Source organism: Nitrospirillum iridis (assembly GCF_014205765.1).
In the GTDB taxonomy this organism is placed as follows: domain Bacteria; phylum Pseudomonadota; class Alphaproteobacteria; order Azospirillales; family Azospirillaceae; genus Nitrospirillum; species Nitrospirillum iridis.
This window is the reverse complement of record NZ_JACIIZ010000009.1, coordinates 250873-266399: the sequence shown is the minus strand read 5'-3', so window position 1 is coordinate 266399 and position 15527 is coordinate 250873. Positions and strand designations below refer to the sequence as shown.

11 protein-coding genes and 1 CRISPR repeat array are annotated in these 15527 nt (G+C 66.7%); of the genes, 3 read left to right on the top strand and 8 right to left on the bottom strand.

What is annotated here, in order from left to right:
* Positions 1-170 precede the first annotated feature (170 nt).
* Positions 171-1994: an HAD-IIIA family hydrolase gene (locus FHS74_RS17220; RefSeq protein ID WP_343066935.1), complete on the bottom strand. Its 1824-nt coding sequence runs from the start codon at positions 1992-1994 to the stop codon at positions 171-173.
* Positions 1995-2399: 405 nt separating this feature from the next.
* Between FHS74_RS17220 and cas9 the strand changes: the two genes are divergently transcribed.
* The 3 genes from cas9 to cas2 are packed head-to-tail and all read left to right on the top strand — an operon-like array spanning position 2400 to position 6707.
* On the top strand, positions 2400-5468 hold the full coding sequence (gene cas9 / locus FHS74_RS17215) for a type II CRISPR RNA-guided endonuclease Cas9 (RefSeq protein WP_184802760.1): 3069 nt from the start codon (positions 2400-2402) through the stop codon (positions 5466-5468).
* Complete coding sequence (gene cas1, locus FHS74_RS17210; protein ID WP_184802758.1) at positions 5444-6346, top strand: type II CRISPR-associated endonuclease Cas1; 903 nt, start codon at positions 5444-5446, stop codon at positions 6344-6346. Before cas9 ends, cas1 begins: the two co-directional genes overlap by 25 nt.
* Positions 6347-6377: 31 nt before the next feature.
* Complete coding sequence (gene cas2 / locus FHS74_RS17205; RefSeq protein WP_184802756.1) at positions 6378-6707, top strand: CRISPR-associated endonuclease Cas2; 330 nt, start codon at positions 6378-6380, stop codon at positions 6705-6707.
* Between the two features lie 57 nt (positions 6708-6764).
* Positions 6765-8186: direct repeats of the CRISPR family, unit length 36 nt; unit sequence AGCCTACCTGATGGGAGTCGGTAGGGAAACCACGGC.
* Between the two features lie 34 nt (positions 8187-8220).
* On the opposite strand, the gene FHS74_RS17200 is transcribed toward cas2, so the two are convergent.
* The 7 genes from FHS74_RS17200 to FHS74_RS17170 all read right to left on the bottom strand — a co-directional run bounded on the left by FHS74_RS17200 (position 8221) and on the right by FHS74_RS17170 (position 15403).
* Positions 8221-8610, bottom strand: coding sequence for a methylglyoxal synthase (locus FHS74_RS17200; RefSeq protein ID WP_184802754.1), 390 nt, complete (start codon positions 8608-8610; stop codon positions 8221-8223).
* Between the two features lie 17 nt (positions 8611-8627).
* A complete protein-coding gene (locus FHS74_RS17195; protein ID WP_184802752.1) occupies positions 8628-9356 on the bottom strand; it encodes a FadR/GntR family transcriptional regulator in 729 nt (242 codons plus the stop codon).
* Between the two features lie 31 nt (positions 9357-9387).
* Positions 9388-10326: an SMP-30/gluconolactonase/LRE family protein gene (locus FHS74_RS17190; protein WP_184802750.1), complete on the bottom strand. Its 939-nt coding sequence runs from the start codon at positions 10324-10326 to the stop codon at positions 9388-9390.
* 1 nt (position 10327) lies between these two features.
* The gene (locus tag FHS74_RS17185) at positions 10328-11893 is read right to left on the bottom strand and encodes a sodium/sugar symporter (protein WP_184802748.1); all 1566 of its coding nucleotides are present in this window, start codon (positions 11891-11893) and stop codon (positions 10328-10330) included.
* Positions 11894-12084: 191 nt separating this feature from the next.
* Complete coding sequence (locus FHS74_RS17180) at positions 12085-12714, bottom strand: 2-dehydro-3-deoxy-6-phosphogalactonate aldolase (RefSeq protein ID WP_184802746.1); 630 nt, start codon at positions 12712-12714, stop codon at positions 12085-12087.
* Between the two features lie 11 nt (positions 12715-12725).
* Positions 12726-13670, bottom strand: coding sequence for a 2-dehydro-3-deoxygalactonokinase (locus tag FHS74_RS17175; RefSeq protein ID WP_184802744.1), 945 nt, complete (start codon positions 13668-13670; stop codon positions 12726-12728).
* Positions 13670-15403, bottom strand: coding sequence for an IlvD/Edd family dehydratase (locus tag FHS74_RS17170; protein ID WP_184802742.1), 1734 nt, complete (start codon positions 15401-15403; stop codon positions 13670-13672). Before FHS74_RS17170 ends, FHS74_RS17175 begins: the two co-directional genes overlap by 1 nt.
* Between the last annotated feature and the right edge of the window lie 124 nt (positions 15404-15527).

Here is a 15527-nt window from a genome sequence, read left to right as displayed (position 1 = left end):
ACCCCATTGTTGGCCCGCCCCGCGCAGGCATGTTGTCATGGGCCAATTTTAGCTTAGCCCTTCAATTCATGTGCAAAAATCTTGTATTGTTTCTTTAATAATTTGAATAGCGAAATTTTTGACAAGACTGCGGCGGTCATGATCCTGGATCGGGCGGGCCGCCCCGCCTCTCAATCCAGGATGCCGTCCAGGCTGATGATCTCCGCGTGGTCCCGGCCGGCCAGGACCAGGGGCGACTCATCCGCCAGGCGCTGGTCGAACGTCGCCGCCACCGCCGCGTCCGACCAGCCCCGCCGGCGGTACTCGGTGATGAAGCGGGCGCGGCGCGCGGCCTCATCCGTGGCGATGAACAGGCGGTGTTTGGTCAATCTCCGCCATTCCGGCTGGGTCAAGGCGGGCACGCCCTCGACGATGACGATGTCGTCCGGCCCCAGGGTCACCGCTTCCCGGCCGGCATGGCTGGTCTGGGTCAGGGGATCGTACCGTGGCGGGGTCACCGCCGTGCCCCGGGACAGCAGGGCCGCCAAGGCGGCCTTGGCCGCGTCCAGATCATACCGGCCCAGGACACCGGGCTGCCGCCGGTCGCGGGATTTCGCCCAGTTGTCCAGGCCGATGACCACGGCGCGCCGGCCCTGCCGCTCCAGATGCAGGGCCAGGCACTGCGCCAGCAGGCTTTTGCCGGAGCGCGCCAGGCCGCCGATCAGGACCATGTCGCCGGCATCGACGCGGGCGGCCAAGGGGTCCAGGAAAGCCTCCAGCCGTGGCCAGACGTCCAGGATGAAATGGACGCCGCCGGCCATGTCATCGACCACGACGTGGGGCTGCGCCGGGCATTTGCCGTCGCGACCGCCATGCCCCTCGCGCACCAGGATGCCGCCCAGGCCGCAGGACCGGGCCAGCCCCATGTCGGTGGAGCTGTCGCCGATCATCCAGGACCGGGAGAGGTCGATGTTGAGGTCGGCCGCCGCCGCATGGGCCATGCCCGGCCCCGGCTTGCGGCAATCGCACTGGACCAGCAGCGCCGGCACCCCGCCCGCCAGCGTGGGGTCGGGATGATGGGGGCAGAAGTAGACACGGTCGACATAGGCGCCTTCGGCGCCCAGCCGCGTCTCCAGCCGGGCGTGGATGGCGTCCAGCCCCTCCAGCGTGAGCAGCCCCCGGGCCACCGCCGCCTGGTTGGTCACCACCGGGGTGCGGTAGGCGGCGCGGTTCAATCGCGCCAGGGCCCGGGCCGCGCTGGGGACCACCTCCAGCTCATCCGGCGTCTTGATGTGGCTGCGTTCCACGTTCAGCACGCCGTCCCGGTCCAGGAACACGGCCTGCAGGGGCCGCCGCAGGCTGAGGCGCTCGACCAGGCCGCTGGCCACGTCCGCCCGCGCGCGCGCCAGGCCCTCCGGCGTCCTGATGGAGCGGACATATTCGGGGCTGCGATAGCCCTGGACCGCGCGCCCCGCCGCCCGCAGGCGGTCGAGCAGCCCCCGCCCCGCCAGGGCCCCGGGGCCCATGGTCAAGACCGCCGGTTCCAACACACAGGGACCGGGCCAGGTGAGGTTATGGGCGTCCTGGTCGGCGGGCCAGGACCGGGGCAGCACGCCCCGCACACGGCCTTGCCCGTCCAGGTCAACCAAGTCGGCCTCGGCCGGCCGCTCGACCGGCTGAACCAACAGGGTGGCGTCGGCGCCATGGCGGCGGTGGTGGTCCAGCAGACGGTCCAGATCCACGTCCAGGACAAGGTCGCCGGGCAGGATCACGGCGGTATCGTTTGACAGGATGGCATCGCCCGCCGGCGCGGTGCGCACGCGCAGGCCCCACCGGCCGCCATCGCCGCAATAGCCCGCGATGGCCTGGACATCCGCCCCGGTCAGCACCAGCACCTCGCGCAGGGCGGAGCGGGCGATCATCTCCAATTGCCGGCCCAACAGCGGCGTGCCGCCGATATCGGTCAGGGACGGCGGCGGGACGGCATGGTCCGTATCGCCCGCAAGAATGACCACCTGGGCCAAAGTCCGCCCCCTCTCATCGCCAATGCCGCCAAGCCGGACACCATAGGGGGCAGGACCCCGGTGGCGCAATCACCAGCATCCCGCCCGGTACCGCCGCACCCTGCTGGACAGCTTGAGCGGCACCGATGTGTCCTGAGGTAGGACCATGAGGATAAGTGGGCGCGTGAGAGAGGCGAGAACGCGGCCCTGACGTTTTTCGCCTGGGACCTGGGTCCGCTTCCGCCAGCACAAAAAGGAATCCCCCCCACGATCACTCATGGAGGGTCAAGCACGTCACTTCGTGATCCTGCGATTGGAAAACCAACTTACCGTGGTTTCCCTACCGACTCCCAATCCCAGTTTACATACTCCGGAAGGGTGTTCAACAATAAAAGGACAACTTAAGAGGTGGCGGCCATGAACACCGGCTTGGTCTTTGGACTGGATTTGGGGATAGGCAGTTGCGGCTGGGCGGCCCTACGCCTGTCGGGGGAGGAAGAGGGCGCCGTGTTGGGCATGGGAACCCGCACCTTCGACGTGCCCGAAACAGCCAAGACGCGCACCCCGACCAACCAACTACGCCGACAGCACCGGGGAATGCGCCGCGTTCTGAATCGCCGCCGCCAGCGTATGAACGATGTCCGTGATCTCTTTCAAAGGGCTGGACTGCTACCGGAGGCTCATAAACACGCCTTGGCGGTCCCCGGCTCCGACCCCTGGACACTGCGGCATCAAGGATTGGATCGGCCCCTGGTGGGATGGGAACTGGCGGTGGCGTTGGGTCATATCGCCAAGCATCGCGGTTTCCAGTCCAACAGCAAACGGGACCGAGGGCGGAACACGCCGGACGACACGTCCAAAATGCTGGGCGCCATCGAGGAGACGCGGTCGCGTCTGGCGCGTTGGCGGTCTGTGGCCGAGATGGCCGCCCATGATCCCGAATTCTCATCCCGCAAACGCAATCGTGATGGCGACTATTCCCGCTCCCTGCTGCGCCGTGACCTGGTGGACGAAGTGCGCGTTCTATTCCAGGCCCAACGGCGGCTGGGCAACACCCTGGCCACGCCGGCGTTGGAGGAAGATTTCATCGGCACCGCCTTCTTCCAGCGCCCCCTTCAAGACAGCGAGGACAAGGTGGGGCCATGCCCATTTGAAGCGGGGGAACGCCGGACCGCCCGTCACGCCCCGTCCTTTGAGCTATTCCGCCTCCTATCCCGGTTGGCGGCCTTGCGTGTTCGCGAAGGCAAAGCCGAGCGCCCCCTGACGCCGGCGGAGGTCGGCATGGCCGTTGCCGATTTCGGTTCCAGCCGCAGCCTGTCCTTCAAACGATTACGGACGCTGCTGGAACTTCCCGCGTCAGCCGGGTTCGACGGTGTCCCCGTGGCCGAAGAGACCAAGCGCGACGTCGTCGCGCGAAGTGGTGAGGCGACGCCGGGCGCGTATGTTTGGCGAACCAAGGTATTGGGTGAAACCGGGTGGGCATCGCTATGGCACACACCATCAACCCTCGACCGGCTGAGCGAAATAATCACCTTCCGGGAAGATATGGATCGTATCGCGTCGGGAATCGCGGAGTTGGATTTGCCGCCGCTAATCCATGACACCATCCTGGACGCGGTGAAGGACGGACAGTTCGCCAGCTTCAAGGGCGCCGGCCACATCTCAGCCAAGGCATGCCGCGCGATGGCCCCCCATCTGGTCCAGGGAATGGTTTACTCCGCCGCGGCCGCCGCTGCCGGATACACCCACACCGACCGGGCGGAGGGAGATCTGGACGACATCGCCAACCCCATCGCCCGCAAGGCGGTGACAGAGGCGTTGAAGCAAGTACGCGCTCTGGTCGAGGAATACGGCCGACCTGAATACATCCATGTGGAGTTGGCGCGCGAGGTGGGCAAGAGCGCGGAGGAGCGCGACCAGATCAGCCGTGGCATCGAAAAGCGCAACAATGCCAAGGAAAAACTGAGGGAGCGCTTCCGCGAGGACACAGGACGGGAACCGCATGGTGACGACATGCTGCGCTATGAGTTGTGGCTGGAACAGGGCACCTTCTGCGTGTACAGCAACCAGCCCATCCCCCTGACGGCGCTGATCAGTGGCGACAACGCCATCCAAGTGGACCACATCCTTCCCTGGAGCCGGTTTGGCGATGATTCCTTCGTCAACAAGACTTTGTGCTACGCCAAAGCCAATCAGGATAAGAAGGGACGCACCCCACACGAATGGTTGGTCCGCGATCTGAGGGATGACGCGCGTTGGGAAACGCTGCGGCGGGCGGTGGAAGGCGCCAAGGGGATGAAAGGCGTCAAAAAGCGGAACTACCTGCTGAAGGATGCCGAAGCCGTCGAGCAGAAATTCAGGACCCGCAACCTGAGCGACACGCGTTACGCCAGCCGGGTCTTGCTCCATCTTCTGAAGCAGGCATACGGACAGCGGGGGCGCGACACCATCCTCGCACGCCCCGGGCCGTTGACGGACCGGCTGCGCCGGGCTTGGGGGGTGCAGGCGCTGAAAAAACGGCTTGATGACGGCACCCGGCTGGATGATGACCGCCATCACGCCCTGGACGCCCTGATCGTGGCGGCGACCAGCCAAAGCGCCTTGCAACGCCTGACCCGGGCGTTCCAGGACGCGGAGGTGAGGGGAGACCACCGTGACTTTTACGGCTTCCCGCCCCCCTGGCCCGGCTTCATCGAAGAGGCCAAGAATCACTATACCCGGATCGTCGTGTCCCGGGCCGAGCGCCACCGCGCACGCGGAGAGGCCCACGGCGCCACCATCCGCCAAGTGGTTGAGGAGGAGGAAGGCGCGGTCGTCTATGAACGCCGCGCCGTCGCGGATCTGACTCTGAAGGACTTGGAGCGGCTGAAAGACCCTGAACGGAATGGGGCCATCGTCGAGGCACTGCGCGCCTGGATAGATGCCGGCAAGCCAGTGGACGCACCGCCCCGTTCCCCCAAAGGCGACATGCTGGGCAAGGTCCGGTTACGCACCAAGAAGAATGTCGACGTGCCCGTGCGGGGCGGGGCGGCAGACCGGGGGGAAATCGCCCGGCTGGATGTCTTCCGCAAATTGAACCGGCGGGACGCGTGGGAATATTACCTGGTGCCGGTCTATCCCCACCAGATCTTCGGCCCGGAAGGCGATGCTGGGCCGCCGATGCGGGCCATCCTGGCCAACAAGGATGAGGGTGTCTGGCCAATCATGGACCCGGCCGCCGGCTACGAGTTCCTCTGGAGCCTGAACCCATTCTCATGGGTGGAGATCGAAAAGGCCGACGGCACCTTCATCGACGGCTACTACCGATCCGTGGATCGGTCCGTGGCGGCGATCGCCGTTTCACCGCACCAATCGAAACTCGCGATGACCAGAGGCATAGGGGTAAAGTCGCTCACGACTTTCCGAAAATTCGCCGTCGACCGCCTGGGCCGACGGTTCGAGGTGACGCGGGAGGTGCGGACATGGCGTGGCGGGGCGTGCACATAAGCCGGGCCGCGCGCCTGTCGCTGGCCGATGGACAAATGGTGGTCGCGCAGGAAGACGGCACGGTCCGCCTGCCGCTGGAGGATATCGCCTGGGTGGTATTGGACACGCCCCAGGCGACACTAAGCGCGGCGCTGCTGTCCGCCTGCATGGAGGCGGGTGTGGTGGTGATCGCCACCGACGACAGGCACATGCCCAACGGCCTTTGCCTGTCCTTCCATGGCCATTTCCGCCAGGCGGCCGTGGCGGAACGCCAGGTGGGGCTGAGCCAACCTCTAAAAAAGCGCCTATGGCAAGCCCTGGCCCAACGCAAAATCCTGAACCAAGCGGCGGTTTTGGCGGCAACGGGCCGCAGCAACGGGGTGGCATCCGACCCAGTGGCGGCGATGGCGGCACTGGTGCGGTCCGGCGATCCCGACAATGTCGAGGCGCGGGCGGCCCGTGCCTATTGGGGCCGCCTTTTCACCGATTTCCGACGTGAGGATGATGAGGACCGTCGTAACAAGCTACTGAACTACGGCTACGCCGTGGCGCGCGCGGCCATCGCCCGCGCCCTGGTCGCGGCGGGCCTGATCCCGGCATTCGGATTGCACCACGCCAGCATCGGCAACGCCTTCAACTTGGCCGACGACCTGATAGAGCCCTTCCGGCCCCTGGTCGATCGCTTGGTCTTCAACCATCAGGGTGACAGGGCCGGGGACGCCGCACCCTTGGGCGTGGACGACCGCCGGGCCATGACCGGCGTGTTGTTGGAGACGGCCGGCGTGGGCGGCGACAGCCTGACACTGTTGGCCGCCACCGACCGCGCGGTGTGGTCGCTGCTTCGGGCGATGGAAAGCGGCAGCGCCGCGCTGCTGGAGCTACCGGAGGTCATCGTCTGAAACCAGTTCCGCCCTTGCGTCGGGAACCATCATGAAAACCGGGGACGTGCGCATCTTGTGGTTATTCGTCTTCTTCGACCTGCCGGTGGGCACCCGCAAGGAACGGCGCGACGCGTCGCGATTTCGCCATTTCCTGAAGGACGACGGGTATATGATGCTACAGTTTTCCGTCTATGCCCGTGTGTGCCGGGGGGAGGAGGCGGTGGACAAGCATCTGGTCCGCGTCACCCGGAACCTACCCGCCCAAGGCAGTGTACGGGCCTTGCAAGTGACCGACCGGCAGTACGGCCGGATGAAATTGTTGCTGGGGGAGGCCGGAAAAAATGAGCGCGTGGCACCACGTCAGCTTGTCCTGCTCTGATTTCGGCCCCGGCAAAGGGCGGAAATCAGAGCAGTCACAAGCGCTTGTCGCAAAGGGAGCCTACCTGATGGGAGTCGGTAGGGAAACCACGGCCCTGCCACGCTGCCCCGATGATCCACTAGAAGCCTACCTGATGGGAGTCGGTAGGGAAACCACGGCCATGGCGGCGACCGTGGGCGGGTACTGGTGAGCCTACCTGATGGGAGTCGGTAGGGAAACCACGGCGGATCGCAGCCGTATCAGCCGCCGTGCTCAAGCCTACCTGATGGGAGTCGGTAGGGAAACCACGGCCAAGCTACAGACGCACACCCTGGTGGGTGAAGCCTACCTGATGGGAGTCGGTAGGGAAACCACGGCAGCTCGGAGAGTGGTACCGGCTCTGGCTAAAGCCTACCTGATGGGAGTCGGTAGGGAAACCACGGCGCGAATCTGGAACGCACCCCCATCCCACTGAGCCTACCTGATGGGAGTCGGTAGGGAAACCACGGCCTTTAGCGAAGAAGAAGCACAAGAGGTTCGAGCCTACCTGATGGGAGTCGGTAGGGAAACCACGGCGTACTGGAATGCGAGCCGCCTTGCTGGCGCAGCCTACCTGATGGGAGTCGGTAGGGAAACCACGGCGAGGCTTCGTCGTCGTCCTCATCGCGCTCCAGCCTACCTGATGGGAGTCGGTAGGGAAACCACGGCTTTGGGAACCACCGGCAGCAACGTGGCGGCAGCCTACCTGATGGGAGTCGGTAGGGAAACCACGGCCCGAGGCCGGAACGCCCACGGTGACCAAGCAGCCTACCTGATGGGAGTCGGTAGGGAAACCACGGCCCAAGGCCGCCAGCACTTCGAGGGTTACGTAGCCTACCTGATGGGAGTCGGTAGGGAAACCACGGCGGCCAGGGCCAGCTGTTTGTAAAACGTGTCAGCCTACCTGATGGGAGTCGGTAGGGAAACCACGGCATCGGCGATTAGGGCTGTGATTTCGTCGTCAGCCTACCTGATGGGAGTCGGTAGGGAAACCACGGCGGCGTGGCTGAGCGAGCTGGCGGGTCTGCTAGCCTACCTGATGGGAGTCGGTAGGGAAACCACGGCCCAACTGGCGACCGCTCAACAGCAACTGGTAGCCTACCTGATGGGAGTCGGTAGGGAAACCACGGCTCCGACATTCACCGGCACACCGGCGGCGCCAGCCTACCTGATGGGAGTCGGTAGGGAAACCACGGCCGACCTGCGGCGCCTCAACCGCATTGGCTTAGCCTACCTGATGGGAGTCGGTAGGGAAACCACGGCGGCGGGACTGTCCACCACTTTCGGATCTCGAGCCTACCTGATGGGAGTCGGTAGGGAAACCACGGCCGGGCCGTCCAGCTCGATCACTGCCATGACAGCCTACCTGATGGGAGTCGGTAGGGAAACCACGGCCAGGACCCGGAGGCCTTTGCACTCAGTGCCAGCCTACCTGATGGGAGTCGGCAGGGAAACCACGCGCCAGGGCGGAAATGGTGGCCCTTTCCCTGAACCCCTACCCCCGCGCCATCGCCGCCACCAGCAGGGTGGCCGTGGCCGGGTTGCAGGCGAAGGGCAGGTCGGCCAGGGTGGCCAGGCGGATCAGCGCCTTCACGTCCACGTCGTGCGGCAGGGTGCCCAGGGGATCGACGAAGAAGATCATGAGGTCCAGGCCGCCCTCGACGATCATGGCGCCGATCTGCTGGTCGCCGCCCAACGGGCCGCTGCGCAGGCGGGTCATGTCCAGGCCGTCGATCACCTCCGCCACGCGGGTGCCGGTGGAGGAGGTCGCGTAGATCTTGGCCTGCCGCAGGAAATCGGCATGGGCCAGGGCCCAGTCCACCATCGCCTGCTTCTTGCCGTCATGGGCGATCAGCCCGATGGCGCGGCGGCCGTCTTCCCGCATGGTTCAAACCCCTGATTTCAGGACGCCGCGACCTTGGCCTCGACCTCTTCGCCGCGTGACAGCAGATCCAGAGCCTCCTGGATCAGATAGCGCATGGCCGCCTCCGCCCCTGCGGGGTCGCCCGCCAGGATGGCGTCGGCCACGACCTTATGGTCGGCCACGCTGGCCAGGCGCACGCCCTTGTATTGGTTGGTGCGCCGAATGCTGAACCGCAGGGCCGTGTCGATCAGTTCCCGCAGCTGCAGGTAAAAGCGGTTGCCGCTGGCCTTGAGGATGGCGACATGGAAGTTGATGTCGGTGGTCAGCGGGTCATCGTCCCCCCGCTCGGCCGCGTACATGCGGTCGATGGCGACCTTGATGGCGGCCTTCTCATTCGGCGTGGCGCGGGCGGCGGCCAGCTGGGCGGCCAGCGGTTCCACCGCCAGGCGCATCTCGGTGAATTCGGCCAGTAGCGGCAGGGAGAACTTGCGTTCCAGGATCCAGCGCAGCACGTCGGGATCCAGCAGGCTCCAGCTTTCCTCCGGCTCCACCCAGGTGCCCTGGCGGGGCCGGGCGCGGAGCAGGCCCTTGGCGGTCAGCATCTTCACCGCCTCACGCAGCACGCTGCGGCTGGCGCCGTAGTGCTTGCAAAGCTCAGCCTCGATGGGAAAGGGCTTTTCCGCGCTGTAGGTACCGGTAACAATCGCGGCGCCCAGATCCTGGACGATGCCGAATGTCAGATTCTGGCCGCGAAACTTGGCAATCATCCCGTCCCCCACCCTGGTTCCACTTATCAGCTTATATCCCCGCCGTGGCCAATTTAAACCCACTATCCACCAGACCGCGCACGCCGGCGGCGCCCACATCAAAGACGAACAGGGTGCCGGCATGGGGATCGGCGGCGACTTCCGCGTCGGTCATGCCCTCCCGGGCGGTGGTGACGAACAGCAGGGTCAGGTCCGGCCCGCCGAAGGCGACGCAACTGACCCGCGCCGTGGGCACGGGCAGGACGCCGGCGACCGTCCCGTCCGGGGCGTACCGCACGACCTGGGACGCCCCCCACTGCGCGCTCCACAGATGGCCCGTCGCGTCGATGTTGGCGCCATCGGGGTAGGCCCCCTCCTCCGTCGTGACGAAGACGCGCTCATTGGAGGGCGTGCCGGTGGCGGTGTCATAGTCGAAGGCGCGAATCTGGCGGGTGGTGCTGTCGGTGTAGTACAGGATCGCGCCGTCCGGGCTCCAGCACAGGCTGTTGGAAATCAGGGCGCCGTGCACCAGGGGCGTGGCCCGCTCCCGCCCATCCAGGCGGTAGAGCGATCCCGCCAGCGACCGCGCCTCACGCGCCGCCTCATCCTCCACCATCGTGCCCGCCCAGAAGCGGCCCTGACGATCCACCCGGCCGTCGTTGAAGCGGACACCGGCGGGCAGATCCTGTCGCGCCAGCCAATCCACGGCGCCGGTGCGGGGGGTGAAGAAGGCGAAGCCGCTTTCGAACGCCACCACCAGCCGGTCCGCGTCGCCCTCGATCAGGCCGAAGGAGCAGACGCGTTCCGGGGCGGCGAACGTCTCAATCGTCCGGCTGGCCCAATCCAGGCGGTGGAGACGGCATTCATGGATGTCCGTCCACCACAGCGACTGGTCGCGTTCATCCCAGGTGACGCCTTCGCCCAGGGTGTTGCCCAGGGCGAAGGCGGCGATCAGGGGGGCGTCGAGGACGGGGGAACGGGTGTCGGTCATCTTACCACCAGGTGATGTAGAGGGCGGACAGGACCACCAGCACCACCAAGGCCGCGATGTTGAAGCCGGTGGTGGTGGAGTAGTCGATGCCCTTCAGCTTGACCTTGATCTGGCCGGGGATGGCGGCCGGGGCCGCGAGCGAGACCAGCACCGCGCCGGCCAGGCACACCAGGAAGACCACACCCACGCGATCCATGAAGGGCAGTTCGGGCAGCCAGACCTTGAAGGCCAACGACAGCACGGCGGAGCCGATGGCGGCCGTCAGCGCGCCGGCGGCGCTGGCGCGCGGCCAGAACATGCCGAGCAGGAAGATGACGCAGATACCCGGCGTGAAGAAGCCGGTGAATTCCTGGATGTACTGGAAGGCCTGGTCGAAGTTGCCCAGCAGCGGCTTGGCCACGATGATGCCGATCAGCACGGCGACCACACTGACGACGCGGCCCACCGCCACCAGATGGTGCTGGCTGGCGTCCGTCTTGATATGGGCATAGAGGTCGAGCGTGAAGATGGTCGCCACGCTGTTGATCTTGGACGCCAGCGACGCGACGATGGCCGCCACCAACGCGGCGAACACCAGGCCCTTCAGCCCCACGGGCAGCATCTTCATCAGTTCGGGATAGGCCTGGTCCGGCACCGGCAATCCTGGGATCAGCATGACGGCGGCCAGGCCCGGCAGGACGATGATGACGGGCATCAGCAGCTTCAGGAAGGCGGCGAAGACCACGCCGCGCTGCGCCTCGCGCACCGACTTGGCGGCCAGCGCGCGCTGGATGATGTACTGGTTGAAGCCCCAGTAGGACACGTTCATGACCCACAGGCCGCCCACCAGGACGGAGATGCCGGGCAGGTCCTTATAGAAGGGGCTGTCCTTGGTCAGGATCAGCTTGAACTTCTCCGGCACCGTCACAGACAGCTGGTGGAAGCCGGCCAGCACGCCCTGGCCATCGGCGATCTTATCCAGGGCCAGGTAGCTGATGATCAGGCCACCCATGACCAACAGGCCGACCTGGACGATATCGGTCAGCGCCACCGCCTTCAGCCCGCCGAACAGGGAGTAGGCGCAGGCGAACAGGCCCAGCGCGATCAGCGCATACATCTGATCGACACCCGCCACCGCGTGCACGGCGATGGAGCCCAGCCACAGGATGGAGGCGAGGTTGACGAAGACGTAGACGCCCAGCCAGAACACGGCCAGCGTCAGGCGCACGCTGGGCCCGTACCGCTGCTCCAGGAACTGGGGCATGGTGTAGATCTGGTTTTCCAGGAAGATGGGCAGGAAGTACTTGCCGACGATGATCAGGGTCAGCGCCGCCATCCATTCATAGCAGGAGATGGCGAGGCCGATGGCGTAGCCGGAACCGGCCATGCCGATGATCTGTTCGGCGGAGATATTGGCCGCGATCAGGGAGGCGCCGATGGCCCACCAGGGCAAGGAACGGCCGGCCAGGAAATAATCCTTGGCGTTCTTCTCATGCCCGACCTTTTCCCGCGACACCCACTGGGCCAGCAGGAAAATGAACACGGCGTAGACCGCCAGCACCGCGATATCGATCGTCGCCAAACCCATCGGCGTAACCCCCCATATGTTATACGTTCGGCCTCGGATCGTGACCGATCCAAGGCCCCCTCAGTCGCCGGGCGCCGGCGTCCGCCGTCCCCCAAGTTTGCCAGGGCCGCGAAGCGGCCCAAGGGCTTCCTCGTTTCGAGGGTCCGTTGCCGCTCCCCGCGAAACCCCGGCGGCGGGCACTTGTACCAGAGTCAGGCCAGCTTCAGCGCCCCACGCACGGCGGCCACTAGGCCGGCCGCGCGCTCGGCCATCTGCCCCAAATCCACCCCTGGCTTGTAAAGATCCCCGCCCGAGCCGAAGCCGGTGACGCCGGCATCCACCCAGGGCTGCAGGTTGGCGGCGGTGACGCCGCCCACGGCGTAGACGGCGACGTCCGGCGGCAGCACGGCCTTCAGCGCCTTCACATGGCCCGGCGCATGGCTGGAGGCCGGGAACAGCTTCAGGTACCGGGACCCGGCGCCGATGGCGGCGAAGGCCTCCGTCCCGGTGGAGAAGCCGGGCATGGACACCATGTCCAGCGCCACGGTGCGGGCGATGACGGAAACGTCCACGTTGGGCGACACGATCAGCTGGCCGCCAACGGCGTGCACCGCGTCCACCTTGTCCGGGGTCAGCACCGTGCCGGCGCCCACCAGGCAATCATCGCCAAAGGTCTGCACCAAACGCTCGATGCTCTGCAGCGGTTCCGGCGAGTTCAGCGGCACCTCGATGGCGCGGATCCCGGCGTCGTGCAGGGTGCGGCCCACGGCCACCACCTCATCAGGCGTCACCCCGCGCAGGATGGCCACCACGGGCATGTGCTTCAACCAGGCTTCAGTCATGACGTCATTCCTCAAAGGCGACGGAAATAGGCCAGCAGGCCGGCGGTCGACTGCTCGGCGCCATCCAGCGCCAGGGAAGCCACGCCGTGACTGGCCAATGCCAGGGTATAGAGGGTGTTCAGGGCCGGCGCGCCGACCAGCACGACCCGCGCCGGTGCGGCCCGGCCCAGCGCCTTGTGCCGGGCCAACGTGGCAGCCACATCGCCGCCGATGACCAGGCCGGACAGGAAGCCCAGGGCATCCTTGGCCGTCAGGACGCCAGCCATCTGCCGCGCGCGCGTTTCAAACAGCAGGTGCAGGATGTCGGCCCCAGCCGTCGCCACCCGGGCCAAGCCCTCGCGGAAGCCGGCATCGGGCGTACCGTCCCAGGGCTGGGCGCCACGCGCCAGCGTGCTGTGCTTGGACAACAGGGCGTAGATCTCGCCCGACAGGGCGGTGGTGAAGCCGGTGATGCGGCCATCGGACAGGTCCACCCACTTCGAATGGGTGCCGGGCAGGCACAGCAGATGGTCGCCCGTGGCGAGATCCGGATGGGTGATCAGGGCACCCAGCACCTGGGTTTCCTCCCCGCGCATGACGTCGGGCGCCCCCTGCAGGTTGGTGCCCTTCACGCCCGGCGCGATGTAGACAGCGCGCCCCCCCCCACTTTCAAAAGGCAAATCGATGGCGTGCAGATGCCCCGCGATCTCCGCCGCCCCCGCCGGCGCCGCGACGTAGGGCACCTCCGCCCAGCCCAGGGTGGAGCCCACCATGCCGCAGAGCAGCAGGGGCAAGCGGCCATGGGCGGCGTCCCAGTCGGCCAGCAGGCCGCGCACCGTGTCCGGGAAACCGCCCGCCGGCACGGCGGCGGCGCCGGGACCGCCGCGCGTGTCCAGCACGGCGCCATCCGCATCGACCAGCGACAGGCGCAGGTTGCTGGTGCCCCAATCGCCGGCGATGAAGACCGCGTTTGCCATCAATGCGATTCCCGTGTCACGCGGTCGCCGCTGGCGCCCACCAGGAAGTCCAGATCGCAGCCCTTGTCCGCCTGCATCACATGTTGCACGTGCAGGCGGTAGTAGCCGCGCGCCGGCAGGGGGGCGGCCGGCTGGGCGTCCAGTTCGGCACGGCGGCGGGCCAGTTCGGCATCATCCACCAGCAGGGCCAGGCGGCGGGCCGGGCCGTTCAGCTCGATCTCATCGCCCGAGCGCACCAGGGCCAGCGGGCCGCCGGCGGTGGATTCAGGGGCCACGTGCAGCACCACGGTGCCGAAGGCCGTGCCGCTCATGCGGGCGTCGGAAATGCGCACCATGTCCTTGACCCCCTTGGCCAGCAGCTTGGGCGGCAGGGGCATATTGCCCACTTCCGGCATGCCGGGATAGCCCTTGGGGCCGCAGCCGCGCAACACCAGAAGGGAGGTCTCGTCCACCTCCAGGTCCGGATCGTCGATACGGGCCTTGAAATCCTCGATGGTGTCGAACACCACGGCGCGGCCGCGATGGGTCAGCAGTTCGGGCGAGGCGGCGTTGGGCTTCATCACGGCACCATCGGGCGCCAGGTTGCCGCGCAGCACCCAGATGCCCGAGACGGGCTTCACCGGGTTGGTCCTGGGGCGGATGACATCGTCGTTGTAGACCTCGCCCTCGGCCACGATCTGGCCAATGGTCAGGCCGCCCACGGTCATGGCGTCCAGGTTCAGCTTGTCCTTGATCTTGGTCATCAGGCCCGGCAGCGCGCCGGCGTAGTGGAAGTCCTCCATCAGGTACTGGCCCGAGGGCTGCAGGTCCACCAGCAAGGGGATGTCGGCGCTCAAGCTGTCGAAATCCTCCAGCGACAGATCCACGCCCACGCGGCCGGCGAGCGCCAGCAGATGCACCACGGCGTTGGTGGACCCGCCGATGGCGGCGTGCACGCGGATGGCGTTCTCGAAGGCGGCGCGGGTCAGGATGTGCGACGGCTTCACATCGTCCTTGACCATGGCGACGATGCGGCGGCCCGTCTCATGCGCCATGGCGCGGCGGCGGGCGTCCATGGCCGGCAGCGTGCCGTTGAAGGGCAGCGACAGGCCCATGGCCTCGATCAGGCAGGCCATGGTGGACGCGGTACCCATGGTCATGCAGGTGCCGGGCGAGCGGGACATGCCGGCCTCCGCCCCCATGAAGTCCTTCAGCGTCATCTCACCGGCGCGCACCGCCTCGCTGAACTTCCACACGTCGGTACCGGAACCGATGTCCTTGCCCCGGTACTTGCCGTTCAGCATGGGGCCGGAGGAGATGACCATGGTCGGCAGGTCGACACTGGCGGCACCCATGATCTGGCCGGGGGTGGTCTTGTCGCAGCCGCCCAGCAGCACCACGCCGTCGATGGGGTTGCCACGGATCGATTCCTCGACCTCCATGGCCAGCAGGTTGCGGAACAGCATGGCGGTGGGGCGCATCTGCGTCTCGCCCAGCGACATGGCGGGGAATTCCACCGGCAGGCCGCCAGCCTCCCACACGCCGCGCTTCACATGGTCCGCCACCTCGCGCAGGTGGGAATTGCACGGCGTCAGTTCCGACCAGGTGTTGCAGATGCCGATGACGGGGCGGCCGTCGAACACGTCGCCGGGCAGGCCCTGATTCTTCATCCAGCTGCGGTGGATGAACCCGTCGCGGTCCAGCTTTCCATAGCTGTGCGCGCTGCGAAACTTCCGCTTACCGTCGTCGGCCATCGTCCTACCGTCCACCTCGGGGCCGGGCGGGCCCCTGATCGCCTGAGAGGGGGGATGGCCGGAAGCGCCGCCCCGGGCCAGAACCCAGGACAACGAGGATGCCCGGTCGCCCCCGGCGTTTTTC

Bases quoted from the DNA above. Each gene is read 5' to 3' on its own strand.
- cas9 (WP_184802760.1), top strand. From the start codon at position 2,400: ATGAACACCGGCTTGGTCTTTGGACTGGATTTGGGGATAGGCAGTTGC.
- cas1 (WP_184802758.1), top strand. From the start codon at position 5,444: ATGGCGTGGCGGGGCGTGCACATAAGCCGGGCCGCGCGCCTGTCGCTG.
- cas2 (WP_184802756.1), top strand. From the start codon at position 6,378: ATGAAAACCGGGGACGTGCGCATCTTGTGGTTATTCGTCTTCTTCGAC.
- FHS74_RS17200 (WP_184802754.1), bottom strand. From the start codon at position 8,610: ATGCGGGAAGACGGCCGCCGCGCCATCGGGCTGATCGCCCATGACGGC.
- FHS74_RS17195 (WP_184802752.1), bottom strand. From the start codon at position 9,356: ATGATTGCCAAGTTTCGCGGCCAGAATCTGACATTCGGCATCGTCCAG.
- FHS74_RS17190 (WP_184802750.1), bottom strand. From the start codon at position 10,326: ATGACCGACACCCGTTCCCCCGTCCTCGACGCCCCCCTGATCGCCGCC.
- FHS74_RS17185 (WP_184802748.1), bottom strand. From the start codon at position 11,893: ATGGGTTTGGCGACGATCGATATCGCGGTGCTGGCGGTCTACGCCGTG.
- FHS74_RS17180 (WP_184802746.1), bottom strand. From the start codon at position 12,714: ATGACTGAAGCCTGGTTGAAGCACATGCCCGTGGTGGCCATCCTGCGC.
- FHS74_RS17175 (WP_184802744.1), bottom strand. From the start codon at position 13,670: ATGGCAAACGCGGTCTTCATCGCCGGCGATTGGGGCACCAGCAACCTG.
- FHS74_RS17170 (WP_184802742.1), bottom strand. From the start codon at position 15,403: ATGGCCGACGACGGTAAGCGGAAGTTTCGCAGCGCGCACAGCTATGGA.